At 57.1% G+C, this 24,811-nt stretch carries 24 protein-coding genes and 1 tRNA gene; 11 read left to right on the top strand and 14 right to left on the bottom strand.

All coding sequences use genetic code 11. From position 1 onward, the window contains the following. Position 1 precedes the first annotated feature (1 nt). Positions 2-589: an HNH endonuclease gene (locus ACR0NM_RS04975; protein ID WP_170405905.1), complete on the bottom strand. Its 588-nt coding sequence runs from the start codon at positions 587-589 to the stop codon at positions 2-4. Between the two features lie 211 nt (positions 590-800). Here ACR0NM_RS04975 and ACR0NM_RS04970 point away from each other — a divergent pair, with 211 nt between their 5' ends. Together ACR0NM_RS04970 and ACR0NM_RS04965 are read left to right on the top strand one after the other, a co-directional pair. Further along, positions 801-1,406 (top strand): rRNA large subunit pseudouridine synthase E, encoded by a 606-nt coding sequence (locus ACR0NM_RS04970; protein ID WP_480561456.1) that lies wholly within the window; start codon positions 801-803, stop codon positions 1,404-1,406. Positions 1,407-1,437: 31 nt separating this feature from the next. Next, a complete protein-coding gene (locus tag ACR0NM_RS04965; RefSeq protein WP_170392999.1) occupies positions 1,438-1,863 on the top strand; it encodes a VOC family protein in 426 nt (141 codons plus the stop codon). A gap of 4 nt (positions 1,864-1,867) precedes the next feature. On the opposite strand, the gene ACR0NM_RS04960 is transcribed toward ACR0NM_RS04965, so the two are convergent. From ACR0NM_RS04960 to ACR0NM_RS04950, 3 genes are read right to left on the bottom strand one after another with little or no spacing between them, the layout of a single operon-like run. Continuing rightward, positions 1,868-2,170, bottom strand: coding sequence for a putative quinol monooxygenase (locus ACR0NM_RS04960; protein ID WP_170625868.1), 303 nt, complete (start codon positions 2,168-2,170; stop codon positions 1,868-1,870). A 27-nt stretch (positions 2,171-2,197) separates the two neighbouring features. Continuing rightward, the gene (locus ACR0NM_RS04955) at positions 2,198-2,863 is read right to left on the bottom strand and encodes an alpha/beta fold hydrolase (RefSeq protein WP_170392997.1); all 666 of its coding nucleotides are present in this window, start codon (positions 2,861-2,863) and stop codon (positions 2,198-2,200) included. After that, entirely contained in the window at positions 2,860-3,492 is a 633-nt protein-coding gene (locus ACR0NM_RS04950) for a DNA-3-methyladenine glycosylase family protein (protein ID WP_480613491.1), read from the bottom strand. The genes ACR0NM_RS04955 and ACR0NM_RS04950 overlap by 4 nt, the downstream gene beginning before the upstream one ends. A 98-nt stretch (positions 3,493-3,590) precedes the next feature. Here ACR0NM_RS04950 and ACR0NM_RS04945 point away from each other — a divergent pair, with 98 nt between their 5' ends. Beyond that, positions 3,591-4,817 (top strand): MFS transporter, encoded by a 1,227-nt coding sequence (locus tag ACR0NM_RS04945; protein WP_170595543.1) that lies wholly within the window; start codon positions 3,591-3,593, stop codon positions 4,815-4,817. 2 nt (positions 4,818-4,819) lie between these two features. On the opposite strand, the gene ACR0NM_RS04940 is transcribed toward ACR0NM_RS04945, so the two are convergent. The 3 genes from ACR0NM_RS04940 to cysS are packed head-to-tail and all read right to left on the bottom strand — an operon-like array spanning position 4,820 to position 8,629. Continuing rightward, positions 4,820-5,596, bottom strand: a complete 777-nt coding sequence (locus ACR0NM_RS04940; protein ID WP_170595541.1) for a squalene/phytoene synthase family protein — start codon at positions 5,594-5,596, stop codon at positions 4,820-4,822. 1 nt (position 5,597) lies between these two features. Next, positions 5,598-7,232, bottom strand: coding sequence for a citramalate synthase (gene cimA / locus ACR0NM_RS04935; protein ID WP_170595539.1), 1,635 nt, complete (start codon positions 7,230-7,232; stop codon positions 5,598-5,600). Next, entirely contained in the window at positions 7,229-8,629 is a 1,401-nt protein-coding gene (gene cysS / locus ACR0NM_RS04930) for a cysteine--tRNA ligase (RefSeq protein WP_480613488.1), read from the bottom strand. The genes cimA and cysS overlap by 4 nt, the downstream gene beginning before the upstream one ends. Positions 8,630-8,847: 218 nt before the next feature. On the opposite strand from cysS, the gene ACR0NM_RS04925 reads away from it, so the two are divergent. Then, a complete protein-coding gene (locus ACR0NM_RS04925) occupies positions 8,848-9,192 on the top strand; it encodes an MmcQ/YjbR family DNA-binding protein (protein ID WP_170662636.1) in 345 nt (114 codons plus the stop codon). A 57-nt stretch (positions 9,193-9,249) separates the two neighbouring features. Next, positions 9,250-10,425 carry a pyridoxal phosphate-dependent aminotransferase gene (locus ACR0NM_RS04920; RefSeq protein ID WP_480613486.1) on the top strand — a complete coding sequence of 392 codons (1,176 nt, stop codon included), beginning with the start codon at positions 9,250-9,252 and terminating at the stop codon, positions 10,423-10,425. A 17-nt stretch (positions 10,426-10,442) separates the two neighbouring features. Here ACR0NM_RS04920 and ACR0NM_RS04915 read toward each other — a convergent pair whose 3' ends face one another. Beyond that, a complete protein-coding gene (locus tag ACR0NM_RS04915) occupies positions 10,443-10,961 on the bottom strand; it encodes an outer membrane protein (protein ID WP_170405935.1) in 519 nt (172 codons plus the stop codon). A gap of 413 nt (positions 10,962-11,374) precedes the next feature. Here ACR0NM_RS04915 and ACR0NM_RS04910 point away from each other — a divergent pair, with 413 nt between their 5' ends. Beyond that, complete coding sequence (locus tag ACR0NM_RS04910) at positions 11,375-12,919, top strand: trimethylamine methyltransferase family protein (RefSeq protein ID WP_170421793.1); 1,545 nt, start codon at positions 11,375-11,377, stop codon at positions 12,917-12,919. 54 nt (positions 12,920-12,973) lie between these two features. Here ACR0NM_RS04910 and ACR0NM_RS04905 read toward each other — a convergent pair whose 3' ends face one another. Both ACR0NM_RS04905 and ACR0NM_RS04900 read right to left on the bottom strand, forming a co-directional pair. After that, positions 12,974-13,219 carry a CREC-EF hand family protein gene (locus ACR0NM_RS04905; RefSeq protein ID WP_170595529.1) on the bottom strand — a complete coding sequence of 82 codons (246 nt, stop codon included), beginning with the start codon at positions 13,217-13,219 and terminating at the stop codon, positions 12,974-12,976. A gap of 543 nt (positions 13,220-13,762) precedes the next feature. Next, on the bottom strand, positions 13,763-17,380 hold the full coding sequence (locus ACR0NM_RS04900; protein ID WP_480613483.1) for a vitamin B12-dependent ribonucleotide reductase: 3,618 nt from the start codon (positions 17,378-17,380) through the stop codon (positions 13,763-13,765). Between the two features lie 544 nt (positions 17,381-17,924). Between ACR0NM_RS04900 and ACR0NM_RS04895 the strand changes: the two genes are divergently transcribed. Beyond that, positions 17,925-18,359, top strand: coding sequence for a hypothetical protein (locus ACR0NM_RS04895; RefSeq protein WP_170392985.1), 435 nt, complete (start codon positions 17,925-17,927; stop codon positions 18,357-18,359). Between the two features lie 8 nt (positions 18,360-18,367). Here the strand turns inward: ACR0NM_RS04895 and ACR0NM_RS04890 are convergent. The 4 genes from ACR0NM_RS04890 to pdxH all read right to left on the bottom strand — a co-directional run bounded on the left by ACR0NM_RS04890 (position 18,368) and on the right by pdxH (position 20,213). Then, positions 18,368-18,444: transfer RNA gene (locus tag ACR0NM_RS04890), tRNA-Pro, on the bottom strand. A gap of 43 nt (positions 18,445-18,487) precedes the next feature. After that, entirely contained in the window at positions 18,488-18,955 is a 468-nt protein-coding gene (locus ACR0NM_RS04885) for a DUF192 domain-containing protein (RefSeq protein ID WP_170392984.1), read from the bottom strand. Between the two features lie 7 nt (positions 18,956-18,962). After that, complete coding sequence (locus ACR0NM_RS04880; protein WP_170392983.1) at positions 18,963-19,490, bottom strand: cold-shock protein; 528 nt, start codon at positions 19,488-19,490, stop codon at positions 18,963-18,965. Between the two features lie 117 nt (positions 19,491-19,607). Next, positions 19,608-20,213, bottom strand: coding sequence for a pyridoxamine 5'-phosphate oxidase (gene pdxH / locus ACR0NM_RS04875; RefSeq protein WP_170405948.1), 606 nt, complete (start codon positions 20,211-20,213; stop codon positions 19,608-19,610). 134 nt (positions 20,214-20,347) lie between these two features. Here pdxH and fabI point away from each other — a divergent pair, with 134 nt between their 5' ends. The 4 genes from fabI (at position 20,348) to ACR0NM_RS04855 (ending at position 24,808) form a co-directional block, all read left to right on the top strand. Continuing rightward, positions 20,348-21,154 (top strand): enoyl-ACP reductase FabI, encoded by an 807-nt coding sequence (gene fabI, locus ACR0NM_RS04870; protein WP_170405951.1) that lies wholly within the window; start codon positions 20,348-20,350, stop codon positions 21,152-21,154. Between the two features lie 6 nt (positions 21,155-21,160). Continuing rightward, positions 21,161-21,670 (top strand): xanthine phosphoribosyltransferase, encoded by a 510-nt coding sequence (gene gpt / locus ACR0NM_RS04865; RefSeq protein WP_480613481.1) that lies wholly within the window; start codon positions 21,161-21,163, stop codon positions 21,668-21,670. 39 nt (positions 21,671-21,709) lie between these two features. Beyond that, a complete protein-coding gene (locus tag ACR0NM_RS04860) occupies positions 21,710-22,885 on the top strand; it encodes an aminotransferase (RefSeq protein ID WP_480613479.1) in 1,176 nt (391 codons plus the stop codon). A gap of 81 nt (positions 22,886-22,966) precedes the next feature. Next, on the top strand, positions 22,967-24,808 hold the full coding sequence (locus ACR0NM_RS04855; protein WP_480613477.1) for a peptidyl-prolyl cis-trans isomerase: 1,842 nt from the start codon (positions 22,967-22,969) through the stop codon (positions 24,806-24,808). The last annotated feature ends 3 nt before the right edge of the window (positions 24,809-24,811 follow it).

Here is a 24,811-nt window from a genome sequence, read left to right as displayed (position 1 = left end):
TTTATAGCTGATCCAGTTCGGCATCCCAGTAGAGGAAGTCGATCCAGCTTTCGTGCAGATGGTTCGGGGGGAACTTCCGACCGATATTGCGCAAAGCCTCAGCATCCGGCTGACGCGGCGGTTTATTCAGAGACATTCTGGCTTGTCGCAGGGATTTTGAGCCCTTGCGCAGATTGCACGGGCTGCACGCTGCAACGACATTCTGCCAACTTGTGACCCCGCCCGCAGCGCGCGGTACAACATGATCAAAGGTCAGGTTTTCACGGCTGCCGCAGTACTGGCATTTGAATTCGTCCCGCAAAAATAAATTAAAGCGCGTGAAGGCCACGCGCTTTCTGGGTTTTACATAGTCTTTCAGGACAACGACCGAGGGTATTCGGATCTCGGTACTGGGACTGCGGACAACCTCGTCATATTCCGCAACAATATCCACCCTGTCCAGCCAGGCAGCTTTGATCGCCTCCTGCCACGGCCATAAAGACAACGGGTAGTAGGAAAGAGGTCTGTAATCGGCGTTCAAAACCAATGCCGGATGATGCTTGAGCGCACCGGTTTCCCTGACAAATTCGGTCCTGAAGTCTCCGTCCATAACAGAATCGCTCCTCGCTCTGTACTGCCCGTTTGTGACATCAGAGCGGGGAACACCCGCCCCGGCCTTAAGTTGACTATATATCGTGTTAAATCTCTGACAAGTGCCGAGTTCACACAACATCTCGGGTATTGGTTAGGCCGAATACGTAACAGATAAGTGACACTTATCCACAGGTTGCGCAGATGTGGTCTGCAAGCTATGGCGGGGCATGTCCTGGTTCATCCGTTTCAACAAACCTTACGATGTATTGCCGCAGTTCACCGACCGCGCCAATTCTGACTCGCCCCGCAGCACGCTCTCGGAATTCATCGACCTGCCCGGTGTCTATCCTGCGGGACGCTTGGACCGGGATAGCGAGGGTTTGATGCTGCTGACTGATAATGGGCGATTGCAGGCGCAGATATCAGACCCCAAGCACAAGATGCCTAAGACATACTGGGTTCAGGTCGAAGGCATTCCCGATACAGCGGCACTAAAGGCGTTGCGGGAAGGTGTTGAACTTAAGGATGGTTTGACGCGCCTCGCCAAGGCGCGGCTGATTGACGAACCCGAATGGCTATGGCCACGCACCCCGCCGATCCGGGTTCGCCAAACGGTGCCCGACAGTTGGGTTGAACTGACGATAAAAGAGGGCCGCAACCGTCAGGTTCGCCGGATGACAGCCGCAGTCGGGCACCCAACTCTGCGCCTGATCCGAGCCCGTGTTGGAGATTGGACTTTGGACGGCCTTGATCCCGGTCAGTGGGAAAGCCTGCCGATGCCAGCTGTTGACGCAGCACCGTCGCGCAAGCGGGACCGCCGCCCGCGCCGGTGACAAAAACTGCGTGATGTGATAGGCTTAGGGCATGAAGGTAACTCCGGATATCCCTGCCCCGTCTGCCATCCTGGAAGCCGCGCTGTATGTCGACGATCTAGATGCGGCCGAGGATTTCTATGGTCAGATATTGGGGCTAGAGAAAATCCAGCGCGTCACCGACCGCCATGTGTTCTATCGGATCGGCGGGTCCGTCCTGTTGCTGTTCAATGCCAGCGAAACCGAGAAACCGCCAGGCAACCCTGATCTGCCGGTCCCACCGCATGGGGCGCGTGGTCCCAGCCATGTTTGCCTTGTCCTGAGCCGCGATGAAATCACCGTGATGCGCAAGCATCTGTTGGACTGGAACATCCCTGTCGATGCCGAGTTCGACTGGCCCAACGGAGCCCGGTCGCTCTATGTACGAGACCCTGCAGGCAACTCGGTCGAATTCTCGGAAGGAAGGCTTTGGGAGTGATCGATCAGCGAAGCGGCTGCTTCTCGCCCCCGATCACACGGTAGATTTCGCTAGAGACAACGCCGACCTCACCAAGTGCCGCCTGAAAAGCAGCCATATGAGGGGTCGCGAAATGGGCCTCAAGCGCGGCCTGATCCTGCCATTCCTCATAGACCCGAAAGCGGGTCGCCTGACCCAGGATTTGACTGAATTCATAGATCAGGCATCCGGGTTCTTTCAGAGTTTCCGCAACCATTTCCTGCGCGGCAGCAATGGCTATCTCGACCGCTGCATCTGAAACTTCGACCACTCCTGTCACGATCAGCATCATGCTCTCCTTAGATCGCCCCGCAAGTCAGAGGCTCAGCTTATCCCGCATGAAGGCCAGCGCAACACTCAAGCCATCCGGAGCAATCCCGTGGCCGGTGCCCTTCATTATATGGGCATAAACCTCTTTGAACCCGGCCGCCTGAAGTGCCTCAGCTGCTTCTGGCAACGATTGCGGCGGTACAACGTCATCGGCATCGCCATGCACCAGCAGGATCGGCATGCGACTTACGGTTTCGTCTGGCAGCAAATCAGGTTCCAGCAAACGGCCCGAGAACGCTACGATCCCGGCCACTGGGTCCTCGCGGCGCGGGGCTACATGTAAGCTCATCATCGTGCCCTGGCTGAAACCGAACAGCACTACCTGCTCTGGCAGGACATCCTCATCCACCATCAGCGCATCAAGGAACGCGTTGAAATCCTCAACCGCCATTTCCATACCCCGTCGGGCTTCCTCCTCGGATGAGCCATCAATCCACGGGATCGGGAACCACTGGAAACCGTTGGGCATACCGATGATCTGTTCAGGCGCGTCCGGAGCTACAAACAACGTATCCGGCAGATGCTCGCCCAACGGATCAGCCAGCCCCAAAAGATCGGCCCCGTTTGCACCATAACCATGCACAAACACCACGACCGAGCGTGTGTCGCCTGAAACCGGCTCTTTCCTGAGCGCGTTCAAAACCCGTGTCATCTGATCCCTTCTCTGTCTTTTGCGACCCGGTAATAGGCCCACAGCACCCGCGCCGCAACCGATCGCCACGGCGACCATGCTTCAGCCATCTGGCGTAACTCTTTGTCTTTTGGTCGTTCTGGCAATTCATAGAGGATGCGTGCAGCTTCCTGTAAGGCCAGATCGCCCGGTGCAATCACATCGGCGCGACCCAGCGAAAACATCGCATAAATCTCGGCAGTCCAGACACCGATTCCCGGTACCTCGGTCAGAATTGCGACCACTTCGTCATCTGGCGCATCACGCAACGCTTTGTAATCGATCCGCGCCTCAGCCAAGGCGCGGGCATAGCGAATTTTCTGACGGCTGAGACCCACAGCGCGCAGATCATCATCAGTGGCCCACATAATCTTGCGCGGACCGGTCAGTTTTGCGTCCTGCAGCCTCTTCCAGATTGCGTTTGCCGAGGCCACGCTGACTTGCTGACTGACAATCGCGCTGAGCAATTGGGCGAACCCGTCAGGCTTGCGCCTGAGTGGCAGGGGGCCGGTTTGCTCCATCGCATAAGCCATCCGGGGGCAGGCCTCAGCCAACCACTCGGCCCCTTCGGTAACGCTGTCCGGTGTTTCGATGATGCGTCCGACGGACATGCGCTCTCCGATAAGTGATCCTTGTCCGCACGTTAGGCGGATGTGCCGCATATGCAACCCGCTTGTGCCAAGTCTCAATCGTAGATAACCATTCGCCCATGACAATGATCGCTGCCACCCCTGACGATAGTCAGGCCAAACGCAACGTTGCCGTTTTGGTGGCGGCGCAGGCGATTTTAGGCGCGCAGATGCCGATGATGTTCATCGTCGGCGGGCTGGCAGGCCAATCGCTGGCCAGCAACGCTTGCCTTGCGACGCTGCCGATTTCACTGATCGTTCTGGGTTCAATGCTGGCGGCAACGCCGATTTCAGCCATCATGCAACGCTGGGGACGCCGTGCCGGGTTTCTTGTGGGATCAACCGCAGGTGCCGCAGGGGGCGTTATCGGGGCTTACGGCCTTTATCTCGGCTCGTTCCCGATCTTCCTGATCGGCAGCTTCCTGACCGGCATATACATGAGCGCACATGGCTTTTATCGCTTTGCAGCAGCAGACACCGCCTCTGATGCATTTCGGCCCAAGGCGATCTCATACGTCATGGCCGGAGGGCTTGCGGCGGCGATCATCGGCCCTCAGATCGTCAAGCTGACCTCGCAGGCGTATGTGGTCCCGTTTTTGGGCACTTATCTGGCGGTGATCGCGATCAACGTAATCGGCTCAGCCCTGTTCTTCTTTCTCGACATCCCTACTCCGCCGAAACCGACCGAAGATGAACCCAAAGGTCGCACACGGCTGGAGTTGCTGAAAACTCCACGCATCGCAGTGGCGATCATCTGCTCAATGGTTTCCTACGCGCTGATGAACCTTGTAATGACGTCTACACCTTTGGCCGTCGTCGGGTGCGGATATACCGAAGGAGATGCCGCGGATATCGTCACCAGCCACGTACTGGCGATGTACATTCCCAGCTTCTTCACCGGCCACCTGATCGCGCGGTTTGGGGTCGAAAAGATCGTAGCTCTCGGTTTGGCGATCCTTGGCGGTGCAGGCATTGTCGCCCTGCAAGGTGTTGATCTAGGTAACTTTTTCGTCGCCCTGATCCTGCTTGGCATCGGATGGAACTTTGGCTTCATTGGCGCCACCAGCATGTTGGCAGACTCGCATGAAGTGCACGAACGCGGGCGAATGCAGGGCCTGAATGACTTGCTGGTGTTTGGCGGCGTGACTTTGGCCTCGCTTGCCTCTGGCGGATTGATGAACTGCTCGGGCGGTTCAGCGGTCGAGGGTTGGACGGCCGTAAACCTCGCCATGATCCCGCTGCTGACCCTTGCAGGTGGCGCGCTGCTGTGGCTGGTTCTGAGGCCTTCGGACCCACAAACCGTCTGACGTTACCAGCGCCCGGTCGCTGCCGTTTTCATCAGGGTAAACCGACGTCGGATTTCACCCTGAGCCAACGCACCTGCGGCCACCCGGTCCGGTCTGGCCAATGCAGTCCGCAACACCCATTCCGTCTGCCACCCCGCATAGAGCGCAGGCCGTGCTTGTGCCGAGATCTCGTTGCGGGTGGACCGCGCTTGCGCCAATCGGTCCAAAGCCTTCTGCGCCAGCGCCCGAACCCCGTCATGGGTTCCGTCCAGCAAAGGAATGCGCCCACGTGCCTCAAGCTCGGGAATTGCGCGCAGCCAATTCGCGATCCCCGCTGCATATCCGAATTCACGCAGAACAGTTTCATCCGCCGAACCCAAAGCCTGCGCCGACACCACCATTAATGTTCCAGCGCTATGGGCAATATAGGCGTCAAAATGCGCCTCATCCTCGAACGGATCACGATAGATATCCCAACGCCTTACGGCCACATATTCATCCAGCAGCGCTGCCAGATGCGGAGAAATCACGCGCGACACAGGTGTGACAACCTCGTGCCGACGAACAGATGGACCTTCGGCAATCTCTTGCAAGGCATCGCGCCACCATTGCAGCCGCATCTCAGCGATCATGCTCTCTTGCGTCACCCACGGGGCACGGGCCACCTCGACGTTCAGCGCATAAATCGGGAACAAAACTGCCCGTGCCTCAACTGGCGCGGCCATGGCAGCCATAAAGCGATCGGGATCGGCCCGATGAACCAACGCAGCACAAGCCTTGATGTCGTCGTCGAACTCCACCTTATTCGGCGGCCGCTGACTGCGGGGCGCAATCGCTCACCAGTTTCCACTGAATCGCATCCAGCAGCGCTTCGAACGAGGCATCAATTATGTTCGCACTCACCCCAACCGTAGACCAGCGCCGCCCTTGCCCGTCTTCGCTGTCAATGATCACGCGCGTGACCGCCTCGGTCCCGCCCTGAGTGATGCGCACCTTGAAGTCGACCAGCCGCATATCCGACAGTATCTGCGAATACTGCCCCAAATCCTTGGCCAGAGCTTTGGCGAGCGCGTTCACCGGACCGCGATCACTACCGCTTTCGTCCAACGACTCACTGACCGACAGCTTCTTCTCGCCATCCACTTTCACAACAACAACCGCCTCGGACAGGCTGACCATCTTGTTGTATTTGTTTTTTCGGCGTTCAACGGTCACCTTGTAGCGCTTGACCTCAAAGAATTCGGGCAATTGCCCCAGCTCATCCCGCGCCAGCAGCTCAAAACTAGCCTGCGCGGTGTCGTAGGAATACCCCTCGGCCTCGCGCAGTTTTATCCGCTCAAGGATACGTCCCAACGCCGGATCGCCCGCTTCTACGGCCAATCCCGCATCGGTCAGACGTTTGCGCAGGTTCGATTGCCCAGCCTGGTTCGACATCGGAATGATGCGCGCATTTCCAACACTTGCCGGATCGATATGCTCATAGGTTGTCGGGTCCTTGAGGATCGCGCTGGCATGCAGCCCGGCCTTATGCGCAAAAGCCGACGCGCCCACATAGGCGCTCTGCTTGCTGGGCACTCGGTTCAGAATATCATCCAGCATCCGGCTGATGCGCGTCAGCCCCGCCAGCGCCTCGGGCATCACTCCGATCTCATAGCACGAGGCATAGGGTTCTTTCAGCATCAGCGTTGGGATCAAAGCGGTCAGGTTGGCATTGCCACAGCGCTCTCCCAACCCATTCAACGTACCTTGAATCTGCCGCGCCCCCGCATCGACTGCAGCCAGCGAGCACGCTACTGCGTTCTCGGTGTCGTTATGCGTATGAATGCCCAGCCGATCCCCCGGCAGACCGGCCGCAATCACCTCGGATACGATCCGACCGACCTCTGCCGGCAATGCTCCGCCATTGGTGTCACACAGAACCACCCACCGTGCCCCTGCATCGAGCGCAGCGCGGCAGACTTCAACCGCATATTCCGGGTTGTCCTTGTAGCCATCAAAAAAATGCTCGGCATCAAACAGAGCCTCCCGCCCCTGCGCCACGATATGCGCGACCGAGGCGCGAACGTTCTCGGTGTTTTCCTCCAGCGTGATACCAAGTGCGTGGGTCACGTGGTAATCGTGCGATTTCCCGACCAGACAAACGGCTGGTGTTCCCGCGTTCATTACAGCCGCCAGAACGTCATCATTCTCAGCCGACCTGCCCGAGCGTTTGGTCATTCCAAACGCCGTCATACAGGCCGACGTCTCAGGCGCGCTTTCAAAAAACGCACTGTCGGTCGGGTTCGCTCCGGGCCAACCCCCTTCGATGTAATCAATCCCCAGCGAATCCAACGCCTGCGCGATCTGCACCTTCTCGGCTGTCGAGAACTGCACACCCTGAGTTTGCTGCCCGTCGCGCAACGTGGTGTCGTAGAGGTAAAGGCGTTCCTTGGTCATTCGACCTCCTCCAGCTTGGCGGCGTCGAATCCGGCGCCGGGCACCAATTCCACACCATCCTTGCTCATCCGAACCTCAAGCCCGGCGGCGATATATGCCGCCTTTAGACGATCAACCTCAGAGAAATCCTTGCTCTGCATCGCAAACGCGCGCGCAGCGGCCAGCTTTTCTGCATGAAACGACAGATTAGCCGAAGCGGTCTCGGCCCAAGCGCCCATATCGTCCCCCAACAGTCCAACCAGCTGCGCACTTGCCAGCAAAGCCGAAGCATCACCATCTGCAGCCAAACGATGCAGTTCCGCGATGGCACCTGCCGTGTTCAGATCATCCGCAAGCGCATCGATGACCGCAGGTGCCGCGGTGGCGGCGGGCTCGATGCCCGCTGTCAACGCCCGCCACTTGCGCAATGTTGCCTCGGCTTCGCGCGCCTTCTTCTCGGTCCAGTCCATCGGCTTGCGATAATGGGTCTGCAAGAACACAAACCGGATCACTTCACCCGGCACACCCTGCTCAAGCAGATCATGAACGGTGAAGAAATTGCCCAGCGATTTGGACATTTTCTTGCCCTCGACCTGCAGCATCTCATTATGCATCCAGACACGCGCGAATTCACCATGCGGGTGGGCACATTTGCTCTGAGCAATCTCGTTCTCGTGGTGCGGGAACATCAGATCGTTGCCGCCACCGTGAATATCAAAGCTCTCGCCCAGCAATTCATAGCTCATGGCCGAGCATTCGATATGCCACCCCGGACGCCCCCGGCCCCATGGGCTGTCCCAGCCGGGCAACTCATCGGTCGACGGCTTCCACAGCACAAAATCCATCGGGTTCTTCTTGTAAGGCGCGACCTCGACCCGCGCCCCGGCGATCATGTCATCAACCGACCGCCCCGACAGCGCACCATAGTGCTCCTTCCAGCTGTCCACCGCGAACAACACGTGACCCTCGGCAGCATAAGCGTGCCCCTTGGCCATCAGGTCTTCGATCATCGCAATCATCTGCGCGATATACTCTGTGGCGCGCGGCATCGCGTTGGGTTCCAACGCCCCCAGCGCGCCCATGTCGTGCAGATACCAGCCGATGGTTTCGTCCGAACGTTCCTGCACCAACTGTTCCAAAGACCCGTCAGCCCCAGCCTTCTTGCGCGACAATGCGGTGGCGTTGATCTTGTCATCCACGTCGGTGAAATTGCGCACATAGGTCACGTGATCAGCACCGTATACATGCCGCAACAAACGATAGAGCACGTCGAACACAACCACAGGCCGTGCGTTCCCCAGATGCGCCCGATCATAGACCGTCGGACCACAGACATACATCCGCACATTATCGGGATCGATCGGCGCGAAATCCTCTTTCGTCCGAGTCCTTGTGTTGTGCAGTTTGATCGTCGTCATCGGGTCGTGCTCCTGAAACAGCATATACGTCACGCGTTGGCGCGGGCTTAGCAACTTGTCTCAGAGATGAAAACGAAAGAAACCGGCCCGCTTGAGAAATCAGCAGGTAATGCAGCAGATAATGATGCAAGTTTTCCGGTTCATGCGCTTTGCCTAGCACGGGATTGATGCTGAGCCAAGCCTTGAGTTTCAACCTCCACAGAGGCAGTCTGCCCACCATGACCCGTGATTACGTCAATTCCGTATGCGCAGACCTGCCCGGTGCCGAACTTTCGGACCCTTGGGGTGGCGGCCACGACGCATGGAAAGTTGGCGGCAAGATGTTCGCCTGCGTCGGTTCGGTCGGGGATGGTGTATCGGTCAAGACACCCGACATTGAGACCGCGCAGATGTTGATCGACGCAGGGATTGGCACCAAGGCCCCGTATTTTCACCGCAGCTGGGTTCGCCTGCCGTGGGAAACCGCCGCCGACGAAATGCAACATCGCCTGATCACCTCATACGATATCGTCCGTGCATCGCTGACCAAGAAGATACAGGCGAGTTTGCCGCCGCGAAGCTGATTGACAAAATTGCTGTGCTTTGCCCCATTCGGCGTCATAGCCGGTCGGGAGAATCCCTTGAAACTATCGCATCGCATTACGCATCTGACCGAGGGTGGATCAGACGGCTGGGAGGTGTTCATCCGCGCGCGTCGGATGATTGCCGAAGGCCATGCCGTCACCGAGTTGACGATCGGCGAGCATGACATTCGGACCGATCAGTCGATATTGTCGGCCATGGAAAGTTCGGCCCGCAGCGGGCACACAGGATACGCGATGGTTCCGGGCACTGATCTGCTGCGTGATACTGTGGCCGCCCGTGTCCAAATGCGAACAGGTGTAGCGACCACACGCAACAACGTTATCATCACCCCTGGCGGTCAGGCCGCATTGTTTGCGGCGCACACCGCGCTTTGCGATCCGGGCGATATCGCGCTCTACCTGGATCCGTATTATGCCACCTACCCCGGCACGATCCGTGGCGTTGGAGCGGTAGCCAAACGCATAGAAACACGCGCCGAAGATTTGTTCCAACCTCGCGCTTCCGATATCGATGGCGCGGCAGGCGGGGCGGTGTCGCTGCTGATAAACTCCCCAAACAATCCAACTGGTGTGGTCTATTCCGCCGAAACACTTTCTGCCATCGCCGAGGTTTGTCAGCGCCGCGATCTGTGGCTGATTTCCGATGAAGTCTACGATACGCAGGTTTGGGAGGGTGAACACCTGTCACCTCGCGCTCTACCCGGCATGGCTGAGCGCACTCTGGTCGTGGGTTCAATGTCGAAATCTCATGCCATGACTGGCTCGCGTTGTGGGTGGATCGTTGCTCCGGAAGGCGTGATCGACCACCTGATCAACTTGGCAACACACACAACCTATGGTGTGCCCGGCTTTATACAGGATGCGGCCAACTATGCGCTGAGCGTGGGACAACCTCTCGAAGACAAAATTGCCGCGCCGTTTCGCCGCCGCCGCGCTCTGGCGATTGAAGTGCTGGCTGTGCAGCAGGTCGTCACCTTAATACCGGCGCAAGGCGCGATGTATCTGATGCTGGATATCCGGGCTACGGGTCTTAGCGGTGATGTGTTCGCAAATGCGCTGCTGGACACGCATGCCATCGCTGTGATGCCCGGTGAAAGCTTTGGTTCTGCCGCCGCAGGTCACATCCGCGTGGCCATGACAATCGATGACGAGAAATTCGTCACATCGCTACAGACCCTATGCGAATTTGCCGCTCAATTGGCAGAGGGATGACAATCGACCACCGAGTTTCAGAAGCGGAATGTGGTGCGCAAGTTGAACACATTTGCGTCGAGGCTTCGACCAGACTCCGGTATATCATCGAAGTTCTGCCGCAGCGCTTCGCCACTGATTACAAACCGATCGCCAAGCGGATAGGCAACACCGATCCCGTAAACGGCTGCCGTATCACTGTCACCCGACGTACTGGCCCGCGCGGTTCCCAAGACAACATAGCCAAGGGCTGATCCAAAGTCGTAGCCGCCGCGCAACTTCAATCGCGACATACTATCAAGGCTTCCTTCGGATTGTCCCAGATCAAGATTCAGGCGGTTATATTCCAACTCACCGCCAAGTACGAAATTTCCAAAATCATAGTCGTATCCGATCAGCGGGCCAAAACTGCCCCCGCTTCCGCCTGCCCCTCCGGACCCATCAACATCTGCATAACCAAAGCTGAAACCAGCGTACGCGCCTGTCCAGTCTTCTGCCACAACCTGCCCTGCACCTGTTATCAGTGCTGCGGCGAGTGCGGCCAGTAATGACTTCATGCAGACCTCCAAACATCCGTTGCCGGTTTGGGCGCATCCCCGAGGCAGCGATCTGCTGATCAGCTAACCCCAGTATTTACTTAAACCTAAGGTACAAATCCAAATAACTACGTGCAGATTAACAGATTCTTACCGCTATTGGAAAAAAACATTTAGTCACGAGGATTTGCGCCCAGTTCATTTTGACTGACGACCCAATAAAATTAGTCCAAAGTCGCAAACAGAACAGATTGTCCAGAAGTGCATTGAAACAATGGGCGCATCAGACTGAGGAAGTTGATGCATAACGAAGTTTGGAAGATTCGGCTGGTCAGCCGCACCATTGGTGCGGATCGCGGTCGTGCGGCACGAGGACGGCCAGCACTGGTCTAAGTACACTCACCCACAACGTACTTTTTTGACCGGACACACACATGAACGAACAAACCCGAAACTCATCCCGCAGCGGTGGCCGCGCCGCGCGTCGTGCCGCCCGTGCGTCAGCTCTTCCGGAACATCTTCGCCCGATTAGGCCTGGTATGGAGGGCGGAACCCTGAAGGTTCTGACCCAAGCACAGATCGAACGCATCCACGAGGCCGCTCTGACCGCTCTGGAAACCATCGGCCTTGCTGATGCGCCACAAAGTGGGATCGACTATCTCGTGGCTGCGGGATGCACCTTGGGCGACGATGGCCGCATCCGCTTTCCGCGCGCATTGGTCGAGGACACAATCGCCAAGGCCAATCGCTCGATCACTCTGCACAGCCGGGACGGCAAATCAGATCTGGAGCTGTCGGGAACGCGTGTCCATTATGGCACCGCAGGCGCAGCGGTCAGCATGGTCGACGTGCATGGGCAGGAATATCGCGACTCGACCCTGCAGGACCTGCATGACGCGACTCGCATCTGTGAACAGCTTGAAAACATTCACTTTGTTCAACGCCCCATGGTGTGCCGAGATATCGCCGACAACCTTGAGATGGATCTGAACACGGTCTACGCCACCACCTCAGGCACGTTCAAACATATCGGTACGTCGTTCACGGAGCCCAGCCATGTGGCCCCCGCCATCGAGATGCTGCACATGATCGCGGGCGGAGAGGACAAGTGGCGCGAGCGGCCCTTCATGTCCAATTCCAACTGCTTCGTTGTGCCTCCGATGAAATTCGCCACCGAAAGCTGCGAGGTGATGGAAGAATGCATCAAGGCCGGAATGCCGGTATTGTTGCTATCTGCAGGCATGGCAGGAGCTACCGCACCCTCGACCGTTGCCGGAGCGATCACACAAGCCACCGCCGAATGTCTGGCGGGTTTGGTTTATGTAAACGCCGTAAAGCCCGGTGCTCCCGCGATTTTTGGCACTTGGCCTTTTGGTCTGGACCTGCGCACGGGTGCAATGTCCATCGGCTCGGGTGAACAAGCTCTGCTAACCGCTGGCTGCGCGCAAATGCACCAGTTCTACGATCTGCCCGGTGGTGCCGCAGCTGGTGCATCGGACGCGAAATTGCCCGACATGCAGGCCGGGTGGGAACAAATGTGCTCGAACGTCATGGCTGGGCTGTCAGGACTGAACATGGTGTATGAAGCCGCAGGCATGCATGCCTCGTTGCTGGGGTTCTGCCACGAGAGCCTGATCCTGAGCGATGACCTGATCGGACAGGCACAGCGCTGTGTGCGCGGAATCGAGGTAACGGACGAGACGCTGGCACTGGATCAGATGGCCGAAGTCTGCATGGGTGGTCCTGGGCATTATCTTGGCACCGATGCGACGCTAGGCCGTATGCAGGCAGATTACGTCTATCCTACCTTTGGTGACCGATCATCTCCGAAGGAATGGGTTGAGCTTGGCAAACCAGATCTGATCGAAAAGGCAGTGAAGCGGAAGGAAGAGATCCTCGCCGTACCATCCCCGGCCAGATTCGACCCGCTTTTGGACGCGGAAATTCGCGGCAAATTCAACATTTACTTACCCGCGTAAGCCGCTGAAAAATAAGCGGCCCGGATATTCCGGGCCGCCAGCATTCCTGCTTGATCAGCCGTTGGACGACGGCAGCAGGCCCGCTTGTTCAGCGATGGTGATCTCATCCTGATCCAGCGCACCGTCGCCGTTTGCGTCCATCTGCGCAAAGCCTTCGGCATCAACGTCAGGCACGACGGCCTGAACTTCATCGATCGTCAGTACTCCGTCGCCGTTGGTATCGGCGGCGCTTTGGCCGACGGCCAATGTCGGCAGGCCAAGTGCGAAGGTTGAGATAAGGGCCAGAATTTGCGGTTTCATGTTATGCCTCCTGATTGCGTTTTCTTGAGTGTTTGCGTCCGGACAAGCGCCAAAAAAAGGCCATCCTGAAGGCGTGTCACCCGCTCAGATTGATATGGTCGCTTTCAAGCCAATCTCTGCGTGTTTGACTGAGTCGCATTTGCGGAGGCTTGCCGGGCGAAATGGCCAGGACAGGTTTCGGCAACTCTTGCCCGATCCAAACAGGATGATCCGGCGATGCCCTGCTCAAATCCACGACTCGGGGTTGAAAAAAGAGAGGGGGCCGAAGCCCCCTGTCAGTTTCGCCTTCCAGGCTCATTTCGTTGACCGCCCGGTGTTTTTTTGCCTGCGGCCTGGACTGCGCATGGGACGAGCGCACCCGTCCCGTGAGAGAGTGGGAGGGAGCAAATATTCCGCCCCACCCTGTTCCCGGCCGACACGGGCATGTCGGCCGAGTGAAACAAGGCATCGATGGTAAGTCTCAGCGCCTTGCTTCGTATTCGTCGGGGCCGGTTACTGTGGCAGCATCCGACCCCTGCACCCCGGGTTGCCGGGGCGCTAAACTCAGCTACACCCGCTTGTCGCGCCGCAGGTGTTGCATTTCATGCAGGTGCCGTTGCGCACCAGCGTGTAGTTTCCGCATTCGCCGCATGGATCGCCCTCGTACCCTTGCATCTTGGCTTTGGTACGGGCGTCCATTCCGGTCGCAACCGCCGTCTCAGCGGGTGCTTCGAATGTCGCTGCGGTTTCCGCCATACCCGTCACGTCAGCCTGTCCGCCATTGAAGACCATCAGGTCTTGCGGCAGTCGTTTGCGCAGATAGCCGGTTGAACTGATTTGTTTCAGCACTTCCAAGGATTTGGTCGCCGCGCTTTCACTGATTTCCGATACGTTGGACAGACCATCCTCTTCGCCGCGACCCAGATCGTCGAAGGTTGCGCCTTCGGGTTTGACATGCGCCAGATCGGTGCGGTCCAGATAGGACACAGCCAGTTCGCGGAAGATGTAATCAAGGATCGACGTCGCGTTCTTGATCGAGTCGTTGCCCTGCACCATCCCGGCCGGTTCGAACTTGGTGAAGGTGAAAGCGTCGACGAACTCCTCCAGCGGCACGCCGTATTGCAGGCCAACCGACACAGCGATGGCAAAGTTGTTCATCATCGCCCGGAAGCCAGCGCCTTCCTTATGCATGTCGATGAAAATCTCGCCCAATTTGCCGTCTTCGAACTCGCCAGTCCGCAGATAGACCTTGTGGCCGCCAACGATCGCCTTTTGGGTATAGCCCTTGCGGCGATGCGGCAGTTTCTCGCGATGGCTGCGGATCATTTCCTTGACCACAACCTTCTCGATCACCTTCTCGGCCAGAACGACAGCTTTTTCTTGCGTCGAACCGCTTTCCAGAATTTCCGCCGCTTCGTCATCATCTTCGACCAGTGCCGCGGCCAGAGGCTGCGACAGTTTCGAGCCGTCGCGGTATAGCGCGTTCGCCTTCACACCCAGCGACCAACTGAGTTCGTATGCCTTTTGGCAGTCCTCGATGGTCGCGTCATTCGGCATGTTGATCGTCTTGCTGATCGCGCCTGAGATGAAGCTCTGCGCCGCCGCCATCATGGTGATGTGGCTATCAACCCCAAGGAAACGCTTGCCTTTTTTACCGCACGGGTTGGCGCAGTCGAAGATGGCGTAATGCTCTTCCTTCAGATGCGGCGCACCTTCCAGCGTCATGGTTCCGCAAACATGGTCGTTGGCCGCGTCGATATCCGCCTTGGTAAAGCCCAGATGGCGCAGCAAATCGAAAGTCGGGTCATTCAGCTTGGTCGCCGGGATGCCCAGAACACCGGTACAGAAGTCCTCGCCCAGCGTCCACTGGTTGAAGACGAACCGAATGTCGAACGCGCTTTCCAGTGCGGCATCTACTTTTGCCAACTCGTTCGGGCCAAAACCATGACCGGTCAGCGAGGTGTGGTTAATCCCCGGCGCGTTGCCGATGGTGCCATGACCAACCGCATAACCCACGATCTCTTCAATCTGAGCCGAGGAATAGCCCAGCTTTTCCAGCGCCGAAGGCACCGAGCGGTTGATGATCTTGAAGTAACCACCGCCGGCCAGCTTCTTGAACTTGACCAGAGCAAAGTCCGGTTCGATCCCGGTCGTGTCGCAATCCATCACCAGACCGATGGTGCCGGTTGGTGCGATAACTGTGGCCTGCGCGTTGCGATAACCGTTCTTTTCGCCGAGGCTCAGCGCTTCATCCCAAGCTGACATGGCCAGATCGATCAAACGCTTATCCGGGCAATTGTCGTGATCCAGAGGCACCGGCTTAACAGCCAGTTTTTCATACCCCTCGGTCACTCCTTGCGACGCACGACGGTGGTTGCGGATGACGCGCAGCATATGGTCTGCGTTGCGCTCATATCCTTTGAACGGGCCAAGCTCGCCTGCAATCTCTGCCGAGGTCGCATAAGCCACACCGGTCATGATCGCGGTCAGCGCGCCACAGATCGAACGCCCCTCATCCGAGTCGTAGCTGTAACCCATGTTCATCAGCAGACCGCCAATGTTGGCATAACCCAGACCCAGCGTACGGAAATCGTAAGAGAGTTTCGCAATTTCCTTAGACGGGAACTGCGCCATGGTCACCGAGATTTCCAGCGTCAGGGTCCACAGACGCGAGGCGTGCATATAGTCCGCCGCCTGGAACTCACCGTCCTTGAAAAAGGTCAGCAAGTTCATCGACGCCAGGTTACAGGCAGTGTCATCGAGGAACATGTATTCCGAACACGGGTTCGAACCGCGGATTTCACCGTCTTCGGGGCAAGTGTGCCATTCGTTGACAGTATCATGGAACTGGATGCCAGGATCGGCACAGGCCCATGCGGCGTGGCCGACCTTTTCCCACAAATCACGTGCTTTGACTGTACGAGCAACCTTGCCGTCGGTGCGGTTGATCAGTTCCCAATCCGCGTCTTTTTCAACTGCGGTCAGGAACGCATTGGTCACCCGGATCGAGTTGTTCGAGTTTTGGCCCGAGACCGAGCTATAAGCCTCCGAATCCCAGTCCGTATCGTAGGTCGGGAATTCAATGCTATCGTGGCCCTGCTTGGCGTAGTCCAGAACGCGCTTGATGTAAGTTTCTGGGATCGCGACCTTTTTCGCTTCGCGAACCGCATTTTTCAGGGCGTCGTTTGCGTTTGGATTATAGGCATCATCGGCAGAGCCGTCCCAAGACCGGATGGCTTCGAAAATGCCGTTCAGCATCTTCTCGTGCATCTTCGATCCGGCAACGATCGAGGCCACCTTCTGCTCTTCGATCACTTTCCATTCGATGAATTGCTCGATGTCCGGGTGATCTGCATCGACGATTACCATCTTTGCTGCTCGACGGGTTGTACCGCCTGATTTGATCGCGCCAGCGGCGCGGTCGCCGATCTTGAGAAATCCCATGAGGCCCGAAGACTTGCCGCCACCCGAAAGCGCTTCACCCTCTGCACGCAGATGGCTGAAGTTGGTTCCGGTGCCCGAGCCATACTTAAACAGGCGCGCCTCACGCACCCACAAGTCCATGATGCCGCCTTCGTTGACCAGATCATCGTCGACCGACTGGATGAAGCACGCATGCGGTTGCGGATGCTCATAAGCGGATTTCGATTTGGTTAGCTTGCCGGTTTTGTAGTCAACATAGTGGTGCCCCTGCGCCGGGCCATCGATCCCATATGCCCAGTGCAGACCGGTGTTGAACCACTGCGGCGAGTTCGGAGCTGCACGCTGGGTCGCCAGCATATAGCGCATCTCGTCAAAATAGGCGCTCGCGTCCTCTTCAGTCGAGAAATAGCCGCCCTTCCAGCCCCAATAAGCCCACGCGCCGGCCAGACGATCAAAAACCTGTTTCGATGAGGTTTCGCCATCAAATTCAGCATCTTCCGCAGGAACCGATCGCCACAGGAATTCGGGAACGTCCTTTTCCTTAACCTTCTTCAGCTTGGAAGGAACACCGGCCTTGCGGAAGTACTTCTGTGCGATGACATCGCTAGCCACCTGGCTCCATTTTGCAGGCACTTCGATCTCGTCCAGACGGAACACGATTGTGCCATCCGGATTGCGAATCTCGGATATTGCGGACACAAAATCCAGATCGCCATATGCATCCTGTCCCGGTTTGGTGAATTTTCTTTCAATCTTCATGTCCGCTGCCCCAGCTTCGATCTGTCCAAATTTCAAGTCCCGGCACTAAATCTTGATGCTGCGGGGTGCCGCCCGCACTACCGACGAATTTGAGACGCAAGGGACCGGACGCTGCCTAGAACAGCGCAGAACCGCGAATACGGTCTACGTCATAGTGGTATGCTTTCCGTCCCTCGCCCGATGCCTTTTCCGGTCATTGCCTACCAGATTTAGTGGCTCGTCTTTCGGCCCATACAATCTGACGTATATTCCCATAGTTGGTCAACGGGCTTTTTCGGTCATTTATGGAATCTTTTAGCTTGACCTGTTTTGCTGAACCGGCGGAATTTCGCCGCATCGCGATTCCTCCACAGACATGTCCCGGACGACCAGCCCATTCCGCCTTGATGTGTCAGAGTGATTTCTCGTGTTTTCCGCCACAGTTAGAGGCCATTGATCAACCGATCCCGCGTTAAGGACATGTTCAGAGAATCATCGTCACGACATCGCAGCGCGTGCCATACTTGAAATCACACGACATTTCTGGATGGGAAATCTACTCTACATGCGTTTGATTTCATTGTTAACTATTGTGGCGCTAATCGTGTCCTGCACATCACAGGAAGCACCACCTGCATCTCGCAGCGCGCAATTCGACGGTTATCCGCAGAACCTTTTCAATTCCTTCAGGACCGACTGCGCGGGGCCGGGCGACAAGTATATCAAGACCACCGCGAGCATCTTTGAATGCCGCGAGACCTTGCCGCCCGAGGCAACGGCGTATTTGATTCTCAGCTTCAACGGCTATCCGCAGAACTTGCCGCAAATCGTAACGCGACTGAGCTCGACCAAGAATCAGGCCGGGTATCGCGTGGACGCAGAGTTGTACTTTCTGGTTCCGCAGAAAGATGGTTCAACTCTTAGAATACCTATTGAAAGCAAAGATTTGGACAGGGATTTTTCCAAACTCTACACCGACTATGGCGGAACGCCAGTGTAGAGGAAAAATGGTCGGGGCGGCAGGATTCGAACCTACGACCCCCTGTACCCAAAACAGGTGCGCTACCAGACTGCGCCACGCCCCGGACCGTGCGCCTTCCTAAACGTGCCGATCTGATTTGAAAAGCCCTAACAGGGCCAAATTGCAGGACCTTGCGAAAAAACTTCGTGGCGCATCTGCGATCCAGGCCGAATGGCGTAACGCTCGGCTAGGCCAGCGTTGATTTCCAAGACTGCATAAACCGAATCGCCGCCTTCGATTGGGCTCAGATCCCCCGGAATTGCACCTTCGTGCACACGCGTCACAGTGCCCGCGCGATCAACAAAGATCATATCAAGCGGAATCAGGGTATTCTTCATCCAGAACGCAACAGGTTGAGGGGGATCAAAAACAAACAACATACCAGATCTGTTGGGCATGCTTTCGCGAAACATCAATCCGCGCGATCGCTCTTTCGGTGTGATGGCCAGTTCAACGTCGAAGCGAACCTCTGCCAGATCATTTCGAAGCTCGACACGATCCGGACGGCATTCAGCCCGCGCGATCCCGCCAATCAAAAAACTCAGGAGCGCCAGTACGAAAGCCGTTCTCATCATTCAGAACCTAGTCGTTCAGGGCCGCTTCCCAGGCCAGAACCTGCGCGGCCATTCTTCCACGCTTGCCATCAATGACCCGCATGGCCAGCGCTTCGCCCGGTTGCAGATCTGCCAACCCAGAACGACGTAGCACCTCAATATGCAGGAATACGTCTTCACTGCTGCCGAAAACATTGGCAAAGCCAAACCCTTTGCCCTTGTCGAACCATTTGACGCGCGCAGCCTCAAGCGGAGCGCTGCCGATCACGGTTGGATCAAGCTCGGCAAAATCGGCCAACATCATGGTTTCCGCGCGAACAGGCGGGTCAACACTGATCACTTCGACCGCTTGAACACCGCGATCAGTTTTGTGGGTCATGATCTCGATGCCGGCGCCATCCGCGACCGAGCTTTGCCCGAAGTTTCGCAGCACGTTGACGTGCAACAGAATGTCCGGGCCGCCTTCGTCAGACACAACAAATCCGTATCCCTTGGCGGGATCGAACCATTTTACGTGTCCACGGACGCGGTACATGCTGTTCAGATCTTCTGGCACTGTTTTCCCATTACGATAGGCAAGTCGTTAAGGGTTTCTTGTTTATGTTTTGGCTCGCAAATTCAAGCTGAAAAAAGCTATTGTCTGCAAACAGTTGCATTTCACGCAACGCGAACGTCATGGATTTAACCTCAGCACTTGCCAGTCGGAATCGACATTTTGTCGCTTCCACTGAAACCTGTCATGCAACCTGAAGGCACCATCGGCCCAGAACTCGACTTCGACAGGTGTTACACGGTATCCCCCCCAAAATTCAGGGCGAGGCGGGTTGGTACCCAACTTTGCGGTCACTTTAGCCACTTCGGCCATCAGGGATGCACGACTTTCCAGCGGTTGCGACTGGTGCGACGCCCAAGCACCCAAGCGGCTTTTGAGCGAGCGCGAGGCGTAGTATGCGTCCGCCTGCGGCCCATCTTCCTTGGTGATTGTACCACGAACACGGATTTGTCGCCGCAAAGATTTCCAATGCATCACAAAAGCCGCTTTGTGGGCGCTGTCCAACTCCTGAGCCTTGGCGCTGTGATAGTTCGTATAGAAAACAAACGCGTCCTTCTCGATTTCCTTCAGCAGAACCATACGGGCGTTCGGCAAACCTTCCGGGTCCACGGTTGCCAAAGCAATCGCATTAGGATCATTCGGTTCGGTCTTTTCTGCCTCGGCCAGCCACCGATCCGCGATTTCAAACGGATCAGCCCCGGCGAAGATGCCATTATGCTCGTTCATTTCCATCCCCAGGAAACAATTAACATGACCCTAAGGCGAGAACCCGCTGCGGGCAAGAGCGCATGGCCTTGAAGCAGGACAATCAATGGCATAAACCAACCGAACACAATGCGACGACAGGCGGAGAACCGAAGATGTCAAATCAGTTGATGGCCGGAAAACGCGGCCTCATCATGGGACTGGCCAATGACAAATCAATCGCATGGGGTATCGCCCGCGCCTTGTCCGACGCCGGGGCCGAGCTGGCCTTTTCCTACCAGGGGGACGCCCTGAAAAAACGCGTCGATCCATTGGCGGCGCAGTTGGGCAGCGAGATCGTTTTGCCCTGTGACGTCAGCGACGAAGAATCAATTAATGAACTCTTCAGCGCGCTGGAAAAGAAATGGGGTAAACTGGATTTCGTCGTCCACGCCATTGGCTTTTCTGACAAGAACGAATTGCGCGGGCGCTACGTCGACACATCGCGCGCGAACTTTAACCTGACGATGGATGTTTCGGTCTACTCTTTCACCGCCGTTATGCAGCGCGCGGAGAAAATGATGAACGAAGGCGGCAGTGCGATCACCCTCACCTATTACGGCGCTGAACAGGTCATGCCACACTACAATGTAATGGGTGTTGCAAAAGCCGCCCTTGAGGCATCCGTAAAGTATCTGGCCGAGGATTTGGGCAAAGACGGCATTCGCGTGAATTCGATCTCGGCAGGCCCGATCAAGACGCTCGCGGCCAGCGGCATCGGCGATTTCCGTTACATCATGAAGTGGAACGAGTATAACTCGCCCCTGCGCCGGAATGTGACCATCGATGATGTTGGTAAATCGGCCCTGTATCTGCTGTCTGATCTCAGCAGCGGAGTGACAGGTGAGAATCTGCACGTGGATTCAGGTTATCACATCGTCGGAATGAAGGCCGTCGACGCGCCGGACGTTGAAAAAGGATAATAGACAATGAGCGCCAAGGACCGCCTGCCACACGAAAAAGGCTTCCACATCAGCTGGGATCAGATTCATCGCGACTCGCGCGCTCTTGCGTGGCGTCTGGATGGGCAAGGACCAAATGATGGCGCTTGGCGTGCGGTCGTGGCAATTACACGTGGCGGCATGGCCCCCGCGATGATCGTCAGCCGCGAACTGGATATCCGTACGGTCGATACCGTCAGCGTGAAATCCTATCATCATCAGGCGCAGGGCGAAGCAGAAATTCTCAAAGCGCCCAATGCTGATCTGATGGGTGATGGCACCGGTATTCTGATCATCGACGATCTGGTCGATAGCGGCAAAACGCTGGAACTGGTGCGCGAGATGTTCCCCAAAGCGCATTTCGCGACCGTATACGCCAAGCCCAAGGGCCGTCCGATGGTAGACACCTTCATTACCGAGGTCAGTCAGGACACATGGATTTTCTTCCCATGGGACATGGCGCTGCAATATGTCGAACCCTATCGGGGCACCGATTAATCAAGCGTTTTTCATAAGCGCTGAAATCACGGACTCACCATGACAATGACCCGCACTGCCGCCACCTTTGCCCCTCCGGTGATGGAGGCACGCCGTTGGCTGGACGGGGTCGAGTTCGCGGTTGAGCGTCCGTTGATCAATGTCAGTCAGGCGGCTCCGGTCGATCCGCCCCCGTTAGCGCTGCGGCAAGCAATGGCCGAATTCGCGGTCGAGCAGGACAGCGCACATCTTTACGGCCCGGTTCTGGGCAACGATGACCTGCGGTCCGAACTCGCGGCTCAGATCAGCGCACATTATGCGGCTGAGGTATCGGCGAATCAGATCGCAATCACCTCGGGTTGCAATCAGGCCTTTTCAGCCGTGATTTCGGCAATTACCGATCAGGGGGATGAGGTGATCCTTCCGACCCCTTGGTATTTCAATCACAAGATGTGGCTGGATATGGCCGGGGTAAAAGCCGTTGATTTGCCCACAGACGATGATTTGCTTCCCGATCCGGAACGGGCCCGCGCCCTTATCACCGAAAAGACACGGGCGATTTCGTTGGTGACGCCGAACAATCCCGGTGGTGTCGAATACCCTTCGGACTTGGTGCGCCGCTTCTATGATCTTGCGCGGGAAACGGGGCTTCGTCTGTTGGTTGACGAAACCTATCGCGATTTCGACAGCCGATCAGGCGCGCCTCATGACCTGTTCCAGCAATCGGGTTGGGACGATACGTTTGTCCATCTCTACTCGTTCTCAAAAGCCTATCGCCTGACCGGTCACCGTGTTGGCGCGATTTCAACCAGCCCCGCCCTTTTGGCGGAGATCGAGAAATTTCTGGACACGGTCGCAATCTGCCCCGGCCAGATCGGCCAGTTTGCCGCGCTTTGGGGCATGCGGAACTTGACCCAATGGGTTGCGGGTGAACGAGATGAAATTCTCGACCGAAGAGCGGCCATCGCGGAAGGAATGCCACGCCTTGAAGACAAAGGCTGGCGTCTTTTGGGACTTGGCGCTTACTTTGCCTACCTCGAACATCCCTTTGGCATCGCTTCCGACGAATTGGCCCGACGGCTGGTACCCGAGGCAGGTATACTGCTTTTGCCGGGTACCATGTTCATGCCAGAGGGCAATTCCGCGGGAAAGCGGCAGGTTCGCGTAGCATTTGCCAACCTTGACCGCGCCGGTATCGCGCAATTGTTCGACCGATTGCAGGGCTTGTCCTTCTAAGCTTGCCCCCCGGCTGCACGCATCGTATTCAGGGCCGCAACCGACTGGGCAGACATTTGCCGACAAAACCAAGAGGGCACCATGGCCGCAGGCATGAAAAACCTATCCAAAACCTTTGTCTGGATTCTCATGGGTCTTTTGATGCTGGGCCTTGCGGGCTTTGGCGCCACCAGCCTGACCGGAACCGTGCGTACGGTTGCGCAGGTCGGTGATGAAAGCGTTTCGGTCGACGCGTATTTTCGTGAGCTTCAGCGCGAGATCCGGGCCGTCGAAGCGCAAACCGGACAGGCAATGCAGATTTCGCAGGCACATGATCTTGGCCTTGATCAACTTGCCCTTTCGCGCCTGATCGCGCTGGCCGCAATCGATAACGAGGTCGGACAGCTTGGCATTTCGATCGGTGACGAGAACCTGCAGGACGAGATTGTACAGATACCGGCGTTCCAAGGTGTAAACGGTACATTCGACCGCGAAGCCTATCGCTTTCAGCTGGAACAGGTCGGAATGACCGATTCCGAATTCGAATCGGATCTGCGCAAAGAATCTTCACGCACCATCGTGCAAGGTGCGGTCATGAGCGGTGTTGAAATGCCCCGTACTCTGACCGAGGCTTTGTCGAACTATGTGCTGGCCCGCCGCAGCTTTACCGTGGCGACCCTGTCAGCCGACCTTCTCGAAACGCCCGTGGCCCAACCCACAGACGCGCAGATTCAGACATATTACGATGAGAATATCGATCAGTTCACCCTGCCCCGCACCAAGCAACTGACCTACGCCATTCTGTCGCCCGACATGCTGCTCGATACGATCGAAGTGGACGAAGATTCTCTGCGCCGTCTATACGACCAACGCGCTGACGAATTTTTCCAACCCGAGCGCCGCTTGGTCGAGCGTCTGCCCTATCCCAGCGAAGAATCCGCAACCGAGGCGCTGGCACAACTTGAAGTTGGCGGGGCCGATTTCGAACAGTTAGTCCGCGAACGTCAGCTTGAGCTGAGCGATGTTGATCTGGGCGATGTCACCCGTGAAGATCTGGGCGATGCAGCCGACGCCGTGTTTGCCGCCGAGATCGACGATGTGGTCGGCCCGCTTCCCACGGTGTTCGGCCCTGCCCTGTTCCGGATCAATGGATCGCTGGCCGAGAACAATGTCAGTTTCGAAGACGCCGAACCCGAACTTCGTGCAGAACTCGCCGCCGACCGAGCGCGCCGTCAGATCGAAGCACAGGCCGAAGACATCAACGACCTGCTTGCAGGCGGCGCAACACTGGAAGAACTGGCCGGTGAGACCGAGATGGAACTGGGTCAGATCGACTGGACCCAGCAAAGCGACGATGGCGTTGCCGCGTATGACGGCTTCCGCTCAGTCGCTGAGGCTGTGCAAGAAGGTGATTTCCCAGAGGTCGCGTTCCTTGAAGATGGTTCGATCTTTGCGCTGCGCTTGAATGAAGTGCTAGAGCCGCGCCCGGAACCTCTGGAAAGCGCCCGTGACCGTGTCGCCGAGGCATGGCTGCAGGTAGAAACTGCGAAAGCGCTGCAAAATCAGGGCAACACGGTTCTGACCCAGCTGGCAACAGATGGCGACTTTACCGCCACTGGCCTGCCCTTCCGCGTCGAAAATGCGCTGACACGTACCGCATTCCTCGAAGATGTTCCCGTGGACTTCATGACTCAGGTGTTTGAAATGGACCCTGGTGAGCTGCGTGTCATTCCCGGAAACGGTAACGCCCTGATCGTGCGTCTGGATGAAGAGCTACCTCCGGCGGAAACCGATGAGCAACGCCAGATGCAGGATGCACTGGCTGCGCAATTGAGCCAGGCGCTGGCGCAAAACATCTTTGACATCTATGTGCGCAATGCCCAGACACGCGCACGCCCTGTGCTGGATCAGCAAGCGCTGAACGCGGTACGGGCCAGTTACTAAAAG

The organism is Ruegeria sp. AF2 (assembly GCF_056542025.1).
The sequence above is the reverse complement of the archived record's forward strand: the minus strand, read 5'-3'. Positions and strand labels throughout refer to the sequence as shown.